Consider the following 17822-nt stretch of genomic DNA (forward strand, 5'->3'; position numbering starts at 1 on the left):
TGAACCGCAACATCGATATACGCAAGGACCAACAACCGTGACCACGTCTTTCTCCAGTACGGTCGAGCCCGGAGGCGCGCAGCAGATTGATCCGGCCGCTTCAGGAAATGACGGCGTGCTCGTGCTCGATGCCGCCCAGCGTTGCCTCTCTGCCGACGCCGCCTTTGCACATATCTTCGATACCGGCTCCGCCGGCCTGACAGGCCGCGCGCTGACTGAAACGTCCTTGCCGAAGCCGCTCGTTGCTGCACTCGCCGAGGCTGCGGATGCCGCGCTTGCTGGCAACGGCATCCGTCGTGCGCAGGTTTCCATCGAAGAAGACGAGTCCACGCGCAGCTTCGCCATTCTTGCGCTGCCTTCGAATGAATCGGTCACGCTCGTCGTTTCGCCTTGCACGGGTGCTTCACAGACGCAAGGAAAAGCCGAGCGCTTTGCGCATTTGCGGGCAGAGGCATCGCTCTTCATGCGCGATCATGTCTTGTCGGTCGTGTCGCATGACTTGCGCGGACCGCTCAATGCGATTCATAGCTGGGGTTATGTACTCGAACGAAAGGTCGACGCCAAGGACCCCGCCGCGCAGCGCGCGCTTGCGGGCATACGTTCGGGTGTCGAGCAGCAGGTGAAGCTGATCGAGCAATCCGTCGATACGACGCGTGCCGAAACCAAGGCGCTCGCGTTGTCGCTTGCGCCCGTGGCCGTCCGGTCAGTGCTCGATAAAAGCGTGTCGCTTGCGAAAGGCAGCCTTGCGCTGCAGCGTGGCGTCGCTATGACGGTTGAATCTCCGCTTGCGGAGGAGCAGGTCGAAGGCGATGCCGAACGTCTCACGCAGATGCTGTGGCTCATGTTGACGTTTGCGGTCGAAGCCAGTGCGCGCGATACGACCGTGCAGGTCGCAAGCGTGATCGAGGGGAACATGTGGCGCACGGACGTGCGATTCACGGCATCGGCCAAGGCGCTTACGGATGCATCGGCGCCGCACGCGCTCGAAGCCTTTGCGCGACGGCAGGCGCTCGAGCCGCGCGAGGGCGGGCGGATTGCGTGGGCGTTCGCGCTGTGCAAGCGCGTGACCGAAGCGCACGGTGGCGCGTTCGAACATGCGAATATCGTCGATGGCGCGGAGGTGGTGCTATCGGCGCGCATCGCGGTTGCCGGGATGTAATTTCACTTTCGATTGCCTGTCGCCCATATACTGACGCTTTCCACTTTCGAAGAGAGTTGCTTTGGCTCAGGTTGTCGCGCTGATCGGCGCATTGTTGCTCGTCGCTCTGAATGGCTTTTTCGTCGCTGCTGAATTCGGGCTCGTCAAACTCAGGGCGACGCGTGTCAAGGCCATTGCCAGGACCAACGGTCTGCCGGGCCGGCTGCTCGCGAAAGTTCACGGGCAGCTCGACGCCTATCTCTCCGCATGTCAGTTGGGCATTACGCTGGCATCGCTCGGGCTCGGATGGATTGGCGAGCCCGCTTTCGCATCGCTGCTGCATCCGCTTTTCGCGCTGATCGGTGTGGAGTCGGAGCGGCTCGTCGACTCCATCTCGCTGTTCTTCGCGTTCACGGTCATTTCTTTCCTGCACATCGTCGTAGGCGAACTCGCGCCGAAGTCATGGGCGATTCGTCGTGCCGAGCAGGTGGGATTGTGGCTTGCCACGCCGCTATACGGTTTCTACTGGCTGATGTACCCGTTTATCTGGGTGCTGAATTCCAGCGCGAATCTGGTGTTGCGGCTTTTTGGCATATCGGCCGAGCATGGCCATGACGCACATTACTCGACCGATGAACTCAAGCTGATCTTGCGCGGGCGCCGGCTTGGCGGGGCATCGTCGTATAACGCGGATGAATGGAACACCATTGCCCATTCGCTCGATTTCAGCCGCATGACGGTGTCGGACCTGATGCGGCCGGGGCATGAGCTTGTCGGTCTGCGCAATGATTTATCGGTGCGCGAGAATCTTGCGGTGATTGCGCGCCATCGCTTCAGCCGATATCCGTTGTATGCGGATGGATCTGGTGAGCGGGTGATCGGCATGATCCATCTGAAAGACTTATTGCTTGCGCGCGATGGCGGGAGCAAGACGTTCAGCTTCAGTTTCAGCAAGGATGGCGAGAAACTGGAAAAGCTGTCGCGTTATGCGCGGCCGGTGCAGTATGTTGCGCCGAATCTGTCGGCGCTGGAGTTGTTCAGGCGCTTTCGCAAGGGTGCGCCGCATTTCGCGCTTGTCGGGAGGAAGGGGGCGAAGCCGATTGGCTTCATCACGCTCGATAACTTGCTCGGTGCGCTGGTGGGCCAGATTCACGATGAGTTCCGTCAGGGCGATGCGGACTGGTCGCGCATGGACGATGGCACTTTGATGGGCAAGGGCTCGTTGCCGGTTGTATCGCTGGAGCGTGCGCTTGGGATCGATATCGATGAAGGGCGCGCGGAATCGGTTGGGGGGCTGGTCATTAATGCGCTTGGCGATTTGCCGTCGGAGGGGCAACGCGTTGCGTTCGATCGGTTCGATATCGTCGTTAAGAAGATGAATGGGCCTCGGATCGTGCTGGTTCGCGTTTATCCTCGTGAGGAGGAGGCTTTTGCTTAGGCGGCGGGTTTTCTTCGCTTCTTGATTTTGCTTCGAAATTTTCGTGTCGGTCTATTAGTGCGCCCCGGGGAGCGGCGAGCAAATAGACCGACACGAAAGCAAGTAGCGCGATGAAAAGAGGCGTCGACTTAAGTTCGCAAAAGAAGCACCCCGCCCCGGGAAAGGGCGACCATCCCGACCAATACCGAACTATTCACACGCCCCACACCCCGGCACTCCTTCCTCCACGAGCAACGCCACTGGCATTACCCCCAATGCATCGCGCAAGAAAAGCCGCTCGCCATCGCCCTTGGGCGCATTAGGACTGAGCCAGTCGAACAACGCCCGAGAGTTAAGCGCTTCCGGCAGCACGACGCACGTATCGCCCCAAACCGAAGGTTCAATTAGCGGCACATCACGCTGATCGCCGAGCAGGGCCGCAGAAAGCCTCGTAGCGATAACGACCGCATAAGCACTGCCGGCATGCCGTGCATAAGCGATCACATGCTTCGCGTGTTCCCCCTGCACGGTCAGAGGCAGATATTCCCCTTGCGCAAAAAGCGATTCGCAATGCTTGCGCAAAGCAAGCGCCCGCCGCACGAGCCCGAGCTTCACGCGGCCATCGCGCCAATTAGCCATCTGCTCCGAAGGCGGTCCCTTCTCGTCGATCTCTTCGAGCCATCGGCGACGCAACGCATAATCCACCGGCCGGCGATTATCAGGGTCCACGAGACTGAAGTCCCACAGCTCCGTGCCCTGATAAAGATCCGGCACGCCAGGCGCGGTAAGACGCAGCAGCGTCTGCTGAAAACTGTCGATCGCCCCGACCGGCCCGATCCGCGCAACGAACGCCGACAACTCCTGCAAGAAGCCATTACGCCGCTGCGGCGAAACGATATCGAACAGGAAGTCACGGCACGCCTGCTCATATGCCTCGTCCGGCGCGAACCAGCTCGTGCGCAGCTTGCCCTCGCGCAAAGCCTTCAACTGCCACTGCGCCACGCGCTCGGCCAGTTCCTGAACGCCGGCTTCATCATCTGGGTCGAGGGTGAGCGGCCAGCAGCCCACGAGCGTTTGATACAGCATCGCTTCGGCAGCCGGGCCGGGCGCCCAGTCGTGACCGTCGCTCGCCCCGCGCCGCAACGGCGTGTTCAACGTCGACCATGCCTTAAGCGTCGCGGCCCATTCATCGGGAATCTCGCTCAATGCGGCAATGCGCGCGCGAACGTCCTCGCCGCGCTTGTGATCGTGCGTCGCGGTGCAAAGCATCGCATGCGGAAAGTCGGCGAGACGCTCGCTATTGCCCTTGTGAAACTCCTCGACCGACAACGCGAACTCGCCCGGATCGGCGCCCACTTCGTTGCGCGAGATGAGCCGGCCATAGCGATAACACGCCGTGTCCTCGACCGCCTTCGCCGCCACCGGCGACGTCAGTTGCGAGAACAAAGTCTGCGCCGCGCGCCGTTGCGAGCCAGTCGATGCCTGCGGATTCGGTCCCGCCTGCGCCTGATTGCGATCACGATCGCGGCCACGCTCAGCAGCACGCTCCCGCTGACGATCGTTCCTTTCGTTGCGATCTGCCGCCGTCTCTTCAGGCAACTTGCCGCCGAGCCATTGCGCGACCTGATCGAGGATGACGTGGTCCGCGCGAGCGAGCGATGCACGCGCCTTCTCGAGCGCCTGCGAGAAATAACGCTCGTCTTCGGCACTGCGCACGCCGCCAACCGGATAGATTCGATACACCGGAAAATGCACGACCAGTTCCGCGACGACGCGACGAATCGACGTGAACGTGAAATCGCGCGTGCTCTGCGCATCACGCGCAATACGATGCAACGCACGCGTCACACGATCCAGTTCCGCCGCGAGGTTCTCCGCCAAAATCTTGCGTCGCGCGATCAACGCTTCATCGGCGAACTCGCTGCTCTTGCCGGTGATCTCGGCCCACAACGCAGCAAGCGGCTCCGCGCCCGCCGGATCGTGCAGCAACGCGCCGACATCGTTCATGAAGTCGTAACCGGTCGTGCCATCCACTTCCCAGTCGCGGCGAAGTGGCTCACCGCGCGCCAGGATCTTCTCGACTACAAAGTACGTGCGGCTACTGCCGTGGCGCAACGCCTCCGGACGTTCAGCGGATAGCTCTTCGAGCCGCGCACGCAAACGCTGACAATACTCGCGCGGCTCCGCGAGACCATCGACGTGATCGATGCGAACGCCATCGATCAGCCCTTCGGTAAAGAGCCGGAAAATGAGGGCATGCGATGCCTCGAACACTTCAGGCCGCTCGACGCGCACGCCGCCAAGCGTGCTCACATCGAAGAAGCGCCGCCAGTTCACTTCGTCCGCCGCGGTACGCCACCACGCAAGCCGGTAGTGCTGCCGTTCGAGCAGTCGATGCAAGCGCTCGCGTCCCGCCTGCGTCTCGGATGAATGCGCCGCGAGCACGGCGGCAATCGCGGCCCGTCCGCCTTCGGTCTGCGCGATGGTCACGAGCGCGGTGCGCGCTTCGGCGGCGCGCGGCTGATCGGCGGGCTGCGTCGTCAGGCCGCTGAAACGCTGCGCAAGCTCGGGCGCTTCCTGAAGCACGGAAGGGTAATCGACCGGGCAGACAGGGAACACATGCGAGTAATACTCGATGACGAAGCGCCCCTCGTCCGCGCGATACGCAAGCTTGATCTTGCCGCCCTGCAACTCTTCGCCATACGCCGCGCCGAGAAACGGCGCGAGTACCTTGCCGCGCAATGCGGGATCGGGCGAATGCCAGTCGACATCGAAGAAACGCGCGTGCGCCGCATGCCGTCCCCATTCGAGAATGTCCTGCCACCACGCGTTCTCTGATCCGCCGACACCCATGTGATTGGGCACGACATCGACGATCAAACCCATGTCGTGCGCGCGGAGCTTTTCGACGAAGCGGCGCAAGCCTTCTTCGCCGCCAAGCTCGGGATTGACCTTCGTGTAGTCCACGGTGTCATAGCCGTGCGTGGAGCCGGATGTTGCAGTCGTGATCGGCGATGCATACGCATGGCTCACGCCGAGCGACGCGAAATAGTCCACTTGCGCGGCGGCGTCGTCGAACGTGAAGTCCTTGTGAAGCTGGAGCCTTAGCGTGGAGCGCGGTACGGTCATGGCGATTCGGGCTTTGGGGTATCTGAGTTATCGGGGTGAAAGGCGCGCTTGCGGGCTGAATCCACGGCGAGAAGGCGATCACAAAAGGCATCGTCGAGAAACAGTTCATCGACCGGCAGCGTAAGACGGCGCCGCCAGTTCGGGTGCTCATCGATCGAGCCGGGTAGATTCGGCTGCTCCGCGAGGCCGAGCAAATCTTCGAGCGGATACGTGACGAGCGGGGCAGGCGTCATGCCGACGAAGGCAAGCGCTTCATCCACGGGCGCGTTATCGACCGGCGGCGCTTCCACATCCGCAGGCGCAACGCCCGCCTCCTGAAACGCGCCCCACAGATGCGCGCGATCTTCACCGCGCTCTGCCATCGCGACTTCGACAGGATCGCGGCCATCGTCGCGCGCCATCGTCTGGCCGATCTTCGAGCGCCATTCGATGTCCTCGCCGCGCCACCATCCGGTGACGGTGGGCAGGTCGTGCGTCGTCGTGGTTGCCGTCACGCCGTTGCTCCATTCGCGAGGCGGCTTGAATCCTTCGCCCTCCTCAGCACGTTCGAACCACAGCACACGAATGCCTAGCAAGCCGTGCTCCTGCAATCGCTCGCTGAAGCCGGGCGGAACCGTGCCGAGATCTTCACCGACGACGATCGCACGATGGCGCCACGATTCCAGCGCAATCAGCCGCAACAGGTCGTCGATCGGATAACGCAGATACGCGCCATCCTTCGCGCTTTCGCCTTCGGGCACGAGCCAGAGCCGCCGCAAGCCGAGAATGTGATCGATGCGAATGCCACCGGCTTGCGCGAACGAGCAGCGCAACATGTCGATGAACGCCGAGAAGCCCTGCATGCGCATCGCGCGAGGCGAAAACGTCGTGAGACCCCACGATTGCCCTGCCTGATTGAAGAGATCGGGCGGCGCGCCGACGGACACGCCCGTGAGCATCTCATCGCGATACGACCATGCGTGACTGCCCGCGCTATCGCATCCGACGGCCAGGTCCGCGACGAGACCGACAGCCATGCCCGCATCGCGCGCCGCGTGCTGGGCATGCATCAGACCTTTGGCCGCGAGCCATTGCGTGAAGAGAAAGAAATCCACTTCGCGCCGGTTCGCTTCCGCAAACGCGGCGACCGCATCGCTGCGCGGATCACGCAAGGCTTCGGGCCAGTTGCGCCAGTGGCCTTCGCCGTTCTGCGCGATCTGTTCGGCTTGCAGGGCTTCGAATCGTGCGTGGTCTTCGAGCGGGCGTCCGCCTTCTTTCACGAACGACGCGAAGTCCTTCGCGAATGCCGATTCGCTGTCCTGTGAGAACGCATCGAACAGCGCGCGCAACACCGCAATCCGCGCCTTCATTGCACGCGGCCAGTCGATCAGCGGCAAGCGTTCGAGTTCGGCGAGTTCATCGGCGACGCCTGCTTTTTCAATCGCGGCACGCGCAGCGGGCGCACCGAGTACCGCAGCGGGGTCGACGTGCGCGATGTTGAAGAAGAGCCGCGACGACGGCGAATACGGGCTGTACTTGTTCGGCTCCGCGCTGAACATCGCGTGCATCGGACTGATGGCGAGCGCGTGACTGCCGTGCTTCGCCGCCTTCGTCGCAAGCGATGCGAGCGCCGTGAAATCGCCGATGCCGCCGTCGTCATTGCGGCGCAAGCCATACACCTGAGCCGCGATGCCAAAGAGCGGCGGCGCTTCTTGCGCGTCTTCGTTGAGCGAGCGCCAGGCATCGTCGATCGTATAGCAGCGTGCCGGCGCGACAGCTAGCGTCGTGCGATGATCGTTGATGACGAGCGTGTGATAGCCCGGCTCCGCAATCGGCGCAAGTAACGCGGTTTCGCCTTTGGGCGATGTAAAACGCCCGTCGATGACTTCGCCGCTTTCGAGTTCGACGCGATAGCGCGCGCCCGACTTCGCCACCGATACCGGCAGCGCAATGCCGCGATCCACTTCCGCCGTGATGAGCGGCGGCAGCTTGCGCCCGCTCGCTTCGGCATCGACGGCGGCCATGCTCTGCTTGATCTGCGTGGCGTTGCCGCATGGCAGGCCGAGCTTCTCGAGCAGGATGCGCAACGTACTCTCGGGCACACGTTGGGTGATTTTGTGCGCGTCCTGCCATTCGACTTCGAAGCCCGCGCGTTCCGCGAGCGTTTCGAGCGCCGAGCGTGGACGCGCATCCTTTTGCTGGTTCGCGTTCACGTGCGTTTTCCTTCGATTGGTTCCAGATGACGCGCATCGTGCGCGATCGCGTATTCATTCACTTCGCCGGTGATCCATGCGACGAACGTGCGCGCGCTCAGTTCGCCCTCGCTCGCGCGATCCTGCGCACGGGCGGGCGTTTCGAATACGACCTTGCCTTGCGGCGCATCGGGCAGCGCGACGGGCGCATCGGCGAGATTGAGCGCAACGGTCAGCGTTTCGCCGTCGCCGAGCTTCCAGCGCGCGACGACCGCTTTCTCGCCGAGCACCGTTGCGCCCAGCGCCTTCGCGCCTTTCAGACGCGGCGTCACGAGCTTCGCGCGCACCGTCAGCGCGGAGCGATAGAAGTGCAGCCAGTCGAGCCTGTCGAGTTCATCGCTCTTGTTCGCCACACTGGGCGACGACATCTCGAACGTGCGCTTGTCGTTCGGATCGGGAATCTGCGCCCGGCGCTTTTCGTCGGCGAATGCGGAGAACTTTGCGAACTCGCGGCGGCGGCCTTCGCGGACCGCATCGGCGAGTTCGTCGTGATAGTCGGTGAAGAACAGGAACGGCTGCTTCGAGCCGTATTGCTCTTCCATGAAAAGCATCGGTATTTGCGGGGAAAGCAGCATGAGTCCGGTCGCGGCGAAAAGCGACTGATCGTCGGTGAGCGAGCGCAGACGTTCGCCCATCGCGCGATTGCCGACCTGATCGTGATTCTGCAGGAACATCACGAAGGCGGTCGGCGGCAGGTGCGCGCTCTTTTCGCCGCGCGGCGCGCCATCATGGATCGGCGACGGATCGCCCTGATACACGAAGCCTTCCGACAGCACGCGCGCGAGCTTCTCGATGGGCTGCTCCGAATACGCGCCGTAGTAGCTTTCGCTCTCACCGGTCAAGAGCACATGCAGCGTGTTGTGCGCATCGTCGCTCCATTGCGCGTTGAAGTGCGTTTCCAGCAGATTCGCCGTGTTGTGTTCGTTCTCGAGCACGAGATGCACATGACGTTGATCTTCGACGGAACTGCGCACGCGGTCGGCTAGTTCGCGCAGCCATTCATCGTCGTTGATCGCGTGCACCGCGTCGAGGCGCAGGCCATCGAAGCGATACTCGTTGAGCCAGTAGAGTGCGTTGTCGAAGAAGAAGTCACGCACTTGCGGACGTTCGAAATCGATCGCCGGACCCCAGGGCGTATCGACGCCTTCGCGGAAGAAGGTCTTCGCATAGGCGTGCAGATAATTGCCGTCCGGGCCGAAGTGGTTATAGACGACATCGAGAAACACCATGAGGCCGAGGCCATGCGCGGTGTCGATGAGTTGCTTCAGTTCTTCGGGGCGGCCATAGGCGGAATCGGGTGCGTAGGGCAGCACGCCGTCATAGCCCCAGTTGCGCGTGCCGGAGAAGTCATTGAGCGGCATCAGTTCGATGGCCGTGATGCCCAGTTGCGCGAGTTCCGGCAGGCGCGCGGTGACGCCCGCGTAGCCGCCCATTGCGCCGACGTGCAGTTCATAGAGCACGGTCTCTTCCCACGGACGGCCGTGCCAGTCCGTGTTGGTCCAGCGATAGGCGCGCGGATCGACGACCTCGCTTGGCCCGTTCACGTCCTGCGGCTGGAAGCGCGATGCGGGATCGGGCACCGCGAGGTTTTCGTCGAGGCGATAGCGATACAACGTGCCCGCGCCGGCATCGGCTTCCGCTTCGAACCAGCCGTCGCCGGCCGCCTGCATGTCGATGACATCGGGCGTCGCGCTGCCGGGACGCTGAAGCTCCACTTGCACGTGGTCGCGCGACGGCGCCCAAAAGCGAAAGCGCGTGCGCGGATGCTCGCGCTCCGCGCCCGTGAGATGCGCGCCGAAGGGAAGGCAATGCGCGTGTTGATGCTTGTGAGGATCGATCGGACGTTCGGACATGATTTCGTGCCTGGTTGCTAACGCATTGCCACTTTGATGTGATGCCTGTCGCGCGAGCCCCGATGCATGACGCGATGCTTCGCTAGGACGTCGAACCGGTCTCCGGCGTCTGATGCGATGGCAGCGTTCCGGGGTCCGGCGGCAGGGCGGTCAGAAGACGCGGGCCTTGATGGGCGCCCGCCATCCATACGGCTTGCCAGTCCGCTTCGCCGGTCGGCTGCGCGAGCAGCACGACGATGCTGTGCGCGGCCAGTTCCAATTCACTCCCGACGAGCGGTCTCTCGACAGCGTCGGGCTCCGCGCTATCCAGGAGCACGTTCCATTCCAAGTGCGGCGCGGGCGGTGCGAACGTGAGCGCCTGCGCGGAGCCGTTGATCATGAGCAGGACGACATCGATTTCGCCCGTGAGTCCCGGCCCCGCGCGACGCAGGACCAGCGCCCGTCCTTCCGGGTCTTGCCATGCTTCTATAGCAAGCGCGTTGCCGCGTTCGTCGAACCAGCTGACGTCGTAGAGGCCCGGCAGCACTTCGCGATCGCCATAGAGAAAACGCGTCTCGCGCAGCACCGGGTACTTTTTGCGCAGCGCGATCACGCGCGCGACGAACTCCGTCATTTCGACGCCGCCCGGGCCATGAGCAGCGTCCCAGTCCATCCATGAGATCTCGTTGTCCTGGCAATACGCGTTGTTGTTGCCGTGCTGCGTACGAAGGAATTCGTCGCCGCCGAGAATCATCGGCGTGCCGAGCGACAGCAGCGTCGTCGCGAGCATCGAGCGGGCGACGCGTGCACGGATATCGAGAATCGCGGGATCGTCGGTCGGACCTTCCACGCCCCAGTTCGCGCTGCAATTCTCGTTGTGGCCGTCGTTATTGCCCTCCTGATTCGCTTCGTTGTGCTTCTGCGTGTACGCGGTGACATCGGCGAGTGTGAAGCCGTCATGCGAAGCGACGAAGTTCACGGATGCCCACGGCTTTCTGAAGCGGCGATTAAACAGTTCAGCCGAGCCGGTCAGACGCGCCGCGAGATCGGGGCGCGTGCCTGCATCGCCGCGCCAGAAGCGCCGCACGCCGTCGCGGAACTTGTCGTTCCATTCGGCGAAACCGGGTGGATGATTGCCGACCTGATAACCATCGGGACCGATATCCCACGGCTCCGATATGAGCTTGCGCGTCGAGAGAATGGGATCTTGCCGGATTGCATCGAAGAAGCCGGAGCCGGGATCGAAGCCGTGGCCTTCGCGCCCGAGGGTGACGCCGAGATCGAAACGGAAGCCGTCGATGTTGAACGCGGTGGACCAGTAGCGCAGCGAGTCCATCACCATTTGCAGCACGCGCGGATGCGAGAGATTGACCGTGTTTCCGCAGCCTGTATCGTTGATGTAGTGCCGTTCGTCGCCGGGAATGAGGCGATAGTAGCTGGCGTTGTCGAGCCCGCGCCATGAAACCGTCGGCCCCAGTTCGCTGCCTTCGCATGTGTGGTTGTAGACGACATCGAGAATGACTTCGATGCCTGCCGCATGCAGCTGGCGCACGGCGATGCGCATTTCGTTGAGCCGATGCGTCGACAGATACGACGGCTCGGGCGCGAAGAAGGCGGCGGTGTTGTAGCCCCAGTAATTGCGCAGTCCGCGTTCGACGAGAAAGCGGTCGTTGAGGAACGCATGCACGGGCAGAAATTCGACGGCGGTGATGCCGAGCTTTTGCAAGTGCTCGATGAACCACGGCGATGACAGCGCGGCGAACGAACCGCGTTCGTGCTGGCGGATATCGCTGCGGTTCATGGATGCACCGCGCACGTGCGTTTCGTAGATGATGGTTTCGCCCCACGGCGTATCGGGGCGCACGTCGCGGGACCAGTCGAAGGCGTCGTCGGTGACGATGCATTTGGGCATGGCGGGCGCGGAGTCGCGCCGGTCCATGGACATGTCGAGGCGATTCGAATGCACGCGATAGCCGAAGAGGGCGTCGGACCATCGCCAGGGGCCGACGAGTTTCTTCGCATAGGGATCGAGCAAGAGCTTGTGCGGATTGAAGCGATGCCCTTGTTGCGGCTGATAGGGCCCGTGGGCGCGGAATCCGTAGACGGTGCCGGGATGTGCGCCGGGCAGATAGCCGTGCCAGACTTCGTCGGTGCATTCGGGCAGATCGAAGCGCATCAACTCCTTGCGGCCGGTGCTGTCGAACAGACACACCTCGATGCGATGAGCATTCGAACTGAATACCGCGAAGTTGACGCCGAGTCCGTCCCAGTTGGCTCCGAGCGGGTAGGGGGCGCCCGGGAGTAACTTGTCGGGGAGTGCGTTGGGCATGGTTTGCTTTTTCTGATGCGCTTGGCGGCGCTTGGGGGTCGGCCTTCTCGGGACGTTGCACTTGTATTCGTGCCGGTCTATTGGCTCGCCCCTCCCCGGAGCGACCTGATAGACCGACATGAAATTACGAAGCCCATAAAAAACTCAATCAGCCCGCAAAACAATAGTAGCCAAAGGAGGCAAAGTCAGTGCAGCAGACTGCTGCCGCCCATGACTGAACATGTCATCGGCATGAATAACCCCCCCGTTCCCGGTATTCGACCCACCATAGACGGAAGCATCCGAATTGAGCACTTCACTCCACCGCCCGCCGCGAGGCAGCCCAACGCGATACCCCGCCCGAGGCACCGGCGTCATGTTGCAAACCACAACCAGCTCGCGCCCCTCGGCATCCGTCCGCCGATAAGCAAACACACTATTGGCGTTGTCATCGCCGACGATCCACTCGAACCCCCGCGGATCACTATCGAGCTTGTGCAACGCAGGCTCGCCCACATAGAGCAAATTCAAATCGCGCACGAGTTTCTGCAACCCGCCGTGGAACGGATCATCGAGCAAGTGCCAATGCGGCGATGCATCGTGATTGAATTCCGCCACCTGCCCGAACTCGCCGCCCATGAACAGCAGCTTCTTCCCCGGATGCGTCCACATGAAGCTCAAATAGGCCCGCAAATTAGCGAACTTCTGCCACCTGTCCCCCGGCATCTTGCCGATCAGCGATCCCTTCCCGTGCACCACTTCATCGTGCGAAAGCGGCAGCACGAATCGCTCGGAATAGGCATACACCATGCCGAACGTGTAAAGGTGATGGTGATACTGCCGATACACCGGGTCTTCCTGCATGTAATGCAACGTGTCGTGCATCCACCCCATGTTCCACTTGAAGTCGAAGCCCAGTCCGCCACTCTCCACGCTCGCCGTCACGCCCGGCCATGCCGTCGACTCTTCCGCAATCGTGATCGCGCCCGGAATGTGCCGCACTTCCTGATTCAAACGCTTCAGGAACGCAATCGACTCCAGATTCTCTCTGCCGCCATAAATGTTGGGCACCCACTCGCCCGCCTTGCGCGAATAGTCGCGATACAGCATCGACGCCACTGCATCGACACGCAAGCCATCGACGTGATAGCGCTTCAGCCACGCGAGCCCGGATGCGATCAGGAACGCGCTCACCTCGTTGCGGCCGAGGTTGTAGATCATCGTGTTCCAGTCCTGGTGGTAGCCCTCGCGCGGGTCGGCATGCTCGTAAAGCGGCGTGCCGTCGAATTCCACGAGGCCATGCGCATCGTTCGGAAAATGCGCGGGCACCCAGTCGATAATTACGCCGATCCCCGCCTCATGCGCGCGATTCACGAACTCCGCGAATTGCTCCGGCGTGCCGAAGCGCGCGGAAGGCGCGAATTGCCCAAGCGGCTGATAACCCCACGAGCCGCCGAACGGATGCTCCGCCACCGGCATGAACTCGATATGCGTGAAGCCCATCGTCTTCACATACGGAATCAGACGCTCGGCAAGCTCGTGCCAGTTCATGCCGCGATTGCCTTCCTCCGGCACGCGCAGCCACGACTCCGCATGCGCTTCGTAAATGGCGATCGGCGCTTGCGGTGTCTGCTTCGCGGCGCGCGTGTTCATCCATTCATCGTCGGTCCATGCGTAATGATCGATGGCGTCGGCATCCGCCACCACCGATGCCGTCGACGGCGGCTTCTCGCTCTGCATCGAGCAGGGATCGGCCTTCAGCGGCAGCGTATGGCCCTCGCGCGTGACGATCTCGTACTTGTAGCGCGTGCCCGCGCCGATGCCCGGGATGAACAGCTCCCACACGCCGGCGTTATGGCGCAGACGCATCGGATGACGACGGCCATCCCACGTGTTGAAGTCGCCGACTACCGACACGCGCCGCGCATTCGGCGCCCACACCGCGAAGCGAACGCCCGCCACGCCGCCATGCGTGATCGGCCGCGAGCCGAGACATTCGAGCACCGCATAGGGATCGGCGCGCGACAGGCGGTCTAGCCACTCATCGGACAGCACAGGGCCGAAGGAGTAGGTGTCGTACGTTTCCTGCGGCGTGCCGTGCCAGTCGATCACGAGCCGATACGCAGCGGGACGTTCGACATAGCCCGCGAAAAGCCCCGCATCGTGGATGCGCGTGAGCTGGCCTAACGGCTCGCCGTTCGATGCATCGACGACACTTACACCGGACGCATTCGGCAGGAACGCGCGCACGACATAGCCGTGCTCGGTTTGATGCAGGCCGAGCATCGAGAACGGATCGGGGTGCCGCGCTTCCACGAGCGCATCGATGTCGAGCGGATTGAGGCCATGCGCCGGGTTACGCGTGTCCGATCCCGCGTCGCTACGGTTATTCATGGTGGGTTCCATCCGGATTGTCCTTGGTGGCGTCGGTCACGTGACGCGTGCCGGGCGCGGGCGGCGCGCCGGTGTCGCCGAGCAGCCGGCTCGCCAGCGATGCGAGACCGCGCAGCGGCAGGCCGATCCACGTCGGCCGGTTCGCGGCTTCGTAACGGATCTCGTAAGCGGCCTTCTCGATCAGGAAGAGATCGAGCAGGGCCGTGAAGACGCGTTCATCCGCAATCGTCTCGGGCGATGTCTCGATAGCCTGCCGATACTGCCGCAGGAACTTCTCTTCGGCGAACGCGCGCATCCTTTCGAACAACGCGCGCTTGCGATCGGCCGTCTGTGCAGGCGCGTTTTCCGTCGTCGGTTGCGCCGCGGCGCTCGCGTACGACAGCGAACGCAGCAGGCCCGCGACGTCGCGCAGCGGACTCGTCTTGCGGCGGCGCTCCTCGAGCGTGCGCGCGGGCTCGCCTTCGAAGTCGATCAGATACGCATCGCCTTGCGCCATCAATACCTGGCCCAGATGGAAGTCGCCGTGGATGCGCGTGCACAGTGCATCGGCATCCGAAGGAACGAGCTTCTTCACGGCGTTGATCAGCATCTCGCGACGATCGAGCAGGCTTTGCGCGAGCCCCCGATCGTGCTCGTTGAAGCTGGCCGCCTTCTGCTCGAGGATGTCGAGCGCGCTCGTGAGCAGTTGCAGCGTGCCGTCCACCCAGCCCTTCACGTCCTTGGCCGTGGCACGGCGCGGCGAGAAGGCCTCGTCATCGGTCGGCGAGGCGAGCGCGACGTGCAGTTCGCCGAGCCGCTTGCCGATGATGCCCGCGATGTTGCCGTAGCCTTCGAAGCCGCCAGCCTGCGCGGCCTGGTCGGGCTTGGCGTCGTCGGTTTCGCCGGTGACCGCGAGTTCATCGACGACACGGCGCAGATAATCGAGCGCGTAGTTCCACGCGTCGCCCTGGTTGTCGACGAAGCCCTGCAGGATCACGAGCGTATGCGGCACGCCCTGCGGATCGACGCGCACCACTTCGCCATACAGCGGGCCGGTGTTCGCATAGCCGAGCTTCGTCAGATAGCGGCTCATCTCCGCTTCCGGATGAATGCCGCCAACCACGCGCCGCACGAGCTTCAGCACGATCTTGTCGCCGATCACGAGCGAGCTGTTGCTTTGCTCGGCCGCAAGCCAGCGGATTTCGGGCGGCGATGCGGGATTCATGTCGAGCTCCTCGAAGCGCTCCGTCGGAATGAAGCGAATCTCGCTCTTCTGCACGGTCGGCACCACAGCGCGTTGCTTGAGCTTGCGCAAGATGCCGTAGGTGAACTGCGGCACCGCGAACGCATCGGTGATATGGCCGATCGTTCGGCCCCGGCGCACGCGAGCGAGCGCAAGCTGCATGTAGAGCGGTGAAGTCGTTTCCGTGCCCCACGCAATCGAAAGCGGCAGCACGTAACGCTCGGTGTGCTTGCCGACGTCCGCTTCGATTTCGGTGAAGGCGAAGCCTGCGCCTTCGATCGTCGTAAGCGCGGCGAGGCGCACTGCATGCAGCTTCTGATCCTTCGACGCGAACCAGCGGCGCTTGCTCAGATAGCTCGGCAATACTTCGGATTCCAGAAGACGCACGTTCTCCGGCGTCGGTCCCGTTTGTCCCGCGCGAATGACCATTGTTACGAACTCCGGCAATTGCTCTGACGGCGCCTGCGACCATGCGGGCCGCATGTTGCCGGGGCAGAGCTGGAACCACAAAAAGCCATAGGGCGGGAAGGTCAGCAGATAAGTCAGTTGGCCGATGGCGGGAAACGGCGAATCCGCCGTCATTTCGAGCGGCACCGAGCCCGCGAACTCCGACAGATCGAGTTCCACCGCTTGCGGCGCACGCGAGAGGTTCGCGACACACAGCACCGGCGGCTCGCCTTCCAGTTCGCGCAAATACGCGAGAATCTTGCGGTTGCTCGGCTTCAGGAAGCGGATCGAGCCGCGCCCGAATGCATGCTTCGAGCGGCGCACCGCAAGCATCTTGCGCGTCCAGTTCAGCAGCGAATGCGGATCGCGGCTTTGCGATTCGACGTTGACCGCGTCATAGCCATAGAGCGAGCCCATCACCGGCGGCAGCACGAGCTGCTCAGGATCGGCGCGCGAAAAGCCGCCATTGCGGTCCGACGACCATTGCATCGGCGTGCGCACGCCATCGCGATCGCCGAGGTGGATGTTGTCGCCCATGCCGAGTTCGTCGCCGTAATAGATGACGGGCGTGCCCGGCATCGAGAGCAGCAGCGAGTTGATCAGTTCGATGCGCCGCCGGTCGCGCTCCATCAGCGGCGCGAGACGCCGGCGAATGCCCAGGTTCAGGCGCGCGCGGCGATCGGCGGCATACGTGTTCCACAAGTAATCGCGCTCGGAGTCCGTCACCATCTCGAGCGTGAGTTCATCGTGATTGCGCAGGAAGATCGCCCATTGATTCGTGGCCGCGAGATCCGGCGTCTGACGCATGATGTCCGTGATCGGGAAGCGGTCCTCGCTCGCAATCGACATGTAGATGCGCGGCATCAGCGGGAAGTGGAACGCCATATGGCATTCGTCTTCGTCGCCGAAGTATTCCTTGACGTCTTCCGGCCACTGGTTCGCTTCCGCGAGCAGCATGCGGTTCGGATATTCGGCGTCGATGGTCGCGCGAATCTGCTTCAGGATGGCGTGCGTTTCCGGCAGATTCTCGTTGTTCGTGCCTTCGCGTTCGACGAGATACGGCACCGCATCCAGCCGCAGACCGTCGATACCCATGTCGAGCCAGAAGCGCATCACGCTGAGCACTTCCTTGATGACCGCAGGATTGTCGAAGTTCAGGTCGGGCTGGTGCGAATAGAAGCGATGCCAGTAGTACTGGCCCGCAACGGGATCGTGCGTCCAGTTCGAAGGCTCCGAATCGATGAAGATGATGCGCGTCTCTTCGTACTTCTTGTCCGTATCGGACCACACGTAGTAGTTGCGATGATTCGATCCCGGCCTGGCGCGCCGCGCGCGCTGAAACCACGGATGCTGGTCCGACGTGTGATTGATGACCAGTTCCGTGATGACGCGAATGCCGCGCGCATGTGCTTCCTGAATGAAGCGTTTGACATCGGCGAGAGTGCCGTAGTCCGGATGCACGTTGCGATAGTCGGCGATGTCATAGCCATCGTCGCGACGCGGCGAGGGATAGAACGGCAAAAGCCAGATCGCATCGACGCCGAGTTCCGCGATGTAATCGAGCTTCGCAAGCAGGCCCGCGAAGTCGCCGATGCCGTCGTTGTTCGCATCGAAAAACGACTTGATGTGAACCTGATAAATGATTGCGTCTTTGTACCAGAGCGGATCATCGCTCAGCAGCGATGTCTTCTTATTGCGCTTCAC

Annotated in this window: 8 protein-coding genes; 2 read left to right on the forward strand and 6 right to left on the reverse strand. The window is 62.6% G+C overall.

Annotated features, from left to right (window positions below):
- Window positions 1-37 precede the first annotated feature (37 nt).
- Together LDZ21_RS14430 and LDZ21_RS14435 are read left to right on the forward strand one after the other, a co-directional pair.
- Window positions 38-1159: a sensor histidine kinase gene (locus tag LDZ21_RS14430; RefSeq protein ID WP_244795521.1), complete on the forward strand. Its 1122-nt coding sequence runs from the start codon at window positions 38-40 to the stop codon at window positions 1157-1159.
- Window positions 1160-1220: 61 nt separating this feature from the next.
- Complete coding sequence (locus LDZ21_RS14435) at window positions 1221-2576, forward strand: hemolysin family protein (RefSeq protein WP_244795522.1); 1356 nt, start codon at window positions 1221-1223, stop codon at window positions 2574-2576.
- Between the two features lie 189 nt (window positions 2577-2765).
- On the opposite strand, the gene treY is transcribed toward LDZ21_RS14435, so the two are convergent.
- The 6 genes from treY to treS all read right to left on the reverse strand — a co-directional run bounded on the left by treY (window position 2766) and on the right by treS (window position 17822).
- Window positions 2766-5684 carry a malto-oligosyltrehalose synthase gene (gene treY / locus LDZ21_RS14440; RefSeq protein ID WP_244795523.1) on the reverse strand — a complete coding sequence of 973 codons (2919 nt, stop codon included), beginning with the start codon at window positions 5682-5684 and terminating at the stop codon, window positions 2766-2768.
- Window positions 5681-7876 carry a 4-alpha-glucanotransferase gene (malQ, locus tag LDZ21_RS14445; protein WP_244795524.1) on the reverse strand — a complete coding sequence of 732 codons (2196 nt, stop codon included), beginning with the start codon at window positions 7874-7876 and terminating at the stop codon, window positions 5681-5683. The genes treY and malQ overlap by 4 nt, the downstream gene beginning before the upstream one ends.
- On the reverse strand, window positions 7873-9768 hold the full coding sequence (treZ, locus tag LDZ21_RS14450) for a malto-oligosyltrehalose trehalohydrolase (protein ID WP_244795525.1): 1896 nt from the start codon (window positions 9766-9768) through the stop codon (window positions 7873-7875). Before treZ ends, malQ begins: the two co-directional genes overlap by 4 nt.
- 82 nt (window positions 9769-9850) lie before the next feature.
- Window positions 9851-12076: a glycogen debranching protein GlgX gene (gene glgX, locus LDZ21_RS14455; protein ID WP_244795526.1), complete on the reverse strand. Its 2226-nt coding sequence runs from the start codon at window positions 12074-12076 to the stop codon at window positions 9851-9853.
- 144 nt (window positions 12077-12220) lie between these two features.
- Window positions 12221-14449, reverse strand: coding sequence for a 1,4-alpha-glucan branching protein GlgB (glgB, locus tag LDZ21_RS14460; RefSeq protein ID WP_244795527.1), 2229 nt, complete (start codon window positions 14447-14449; stop codon window positions 12221-12223).
- Complete coding sequence (gene treS / locus LDZ21_RS14465) at window positions 14442-17822, reverse strand: maltose alpha-D-glucosyltransferase (protein ID WP_244795528.1); 3381 nt, start codon at window positions 17820-17822, stop codon at window positions 14442-14444. Before treS ends, glgB begins: the two co-directional genes overlap by 8 nt.

The sequence above is a fragment of the Caballeronia grimmiae genome, assembly GCF_022879615.1.
Classification (GTDB): Bacteria; Pseudomonadota; Gammaproteobacteria; order Burkholderiales; family Burkholderiaceae; genus Caballeronia; species Caballeronia grimmiae.

Excerpts from the sequence above, each read along its gene's own strand:
- treZ (WP_244795525.1), bottom strand. The coding sequence starts at position 9,768 with ATGTCCGAACGTCCGATCGATCCTCACAAGCATCAACACGCGCATTGC.
- glgX (WP_244795526.1), bottom strand. The coding sequence starts at position 12,076 with ATGCCCAACGCACTCCCCGACAAGTTACTCCCGGGCGCCCCCTACCCG.
- treY (WP_244795523.1), bottom strand. The coding sequence starts at position 5,684 with ATGACCGTACCGCGCTCCACGCTAAGGCTCCAGCTTCACAAGGACTTC.
- glgB (WP_244795527.1), bottom strand. The coding sequence starts at position 14,449 with ATGAATAACCGTAGCGACGCGGGATCGGACACGCGTAACCCGGCGCAT.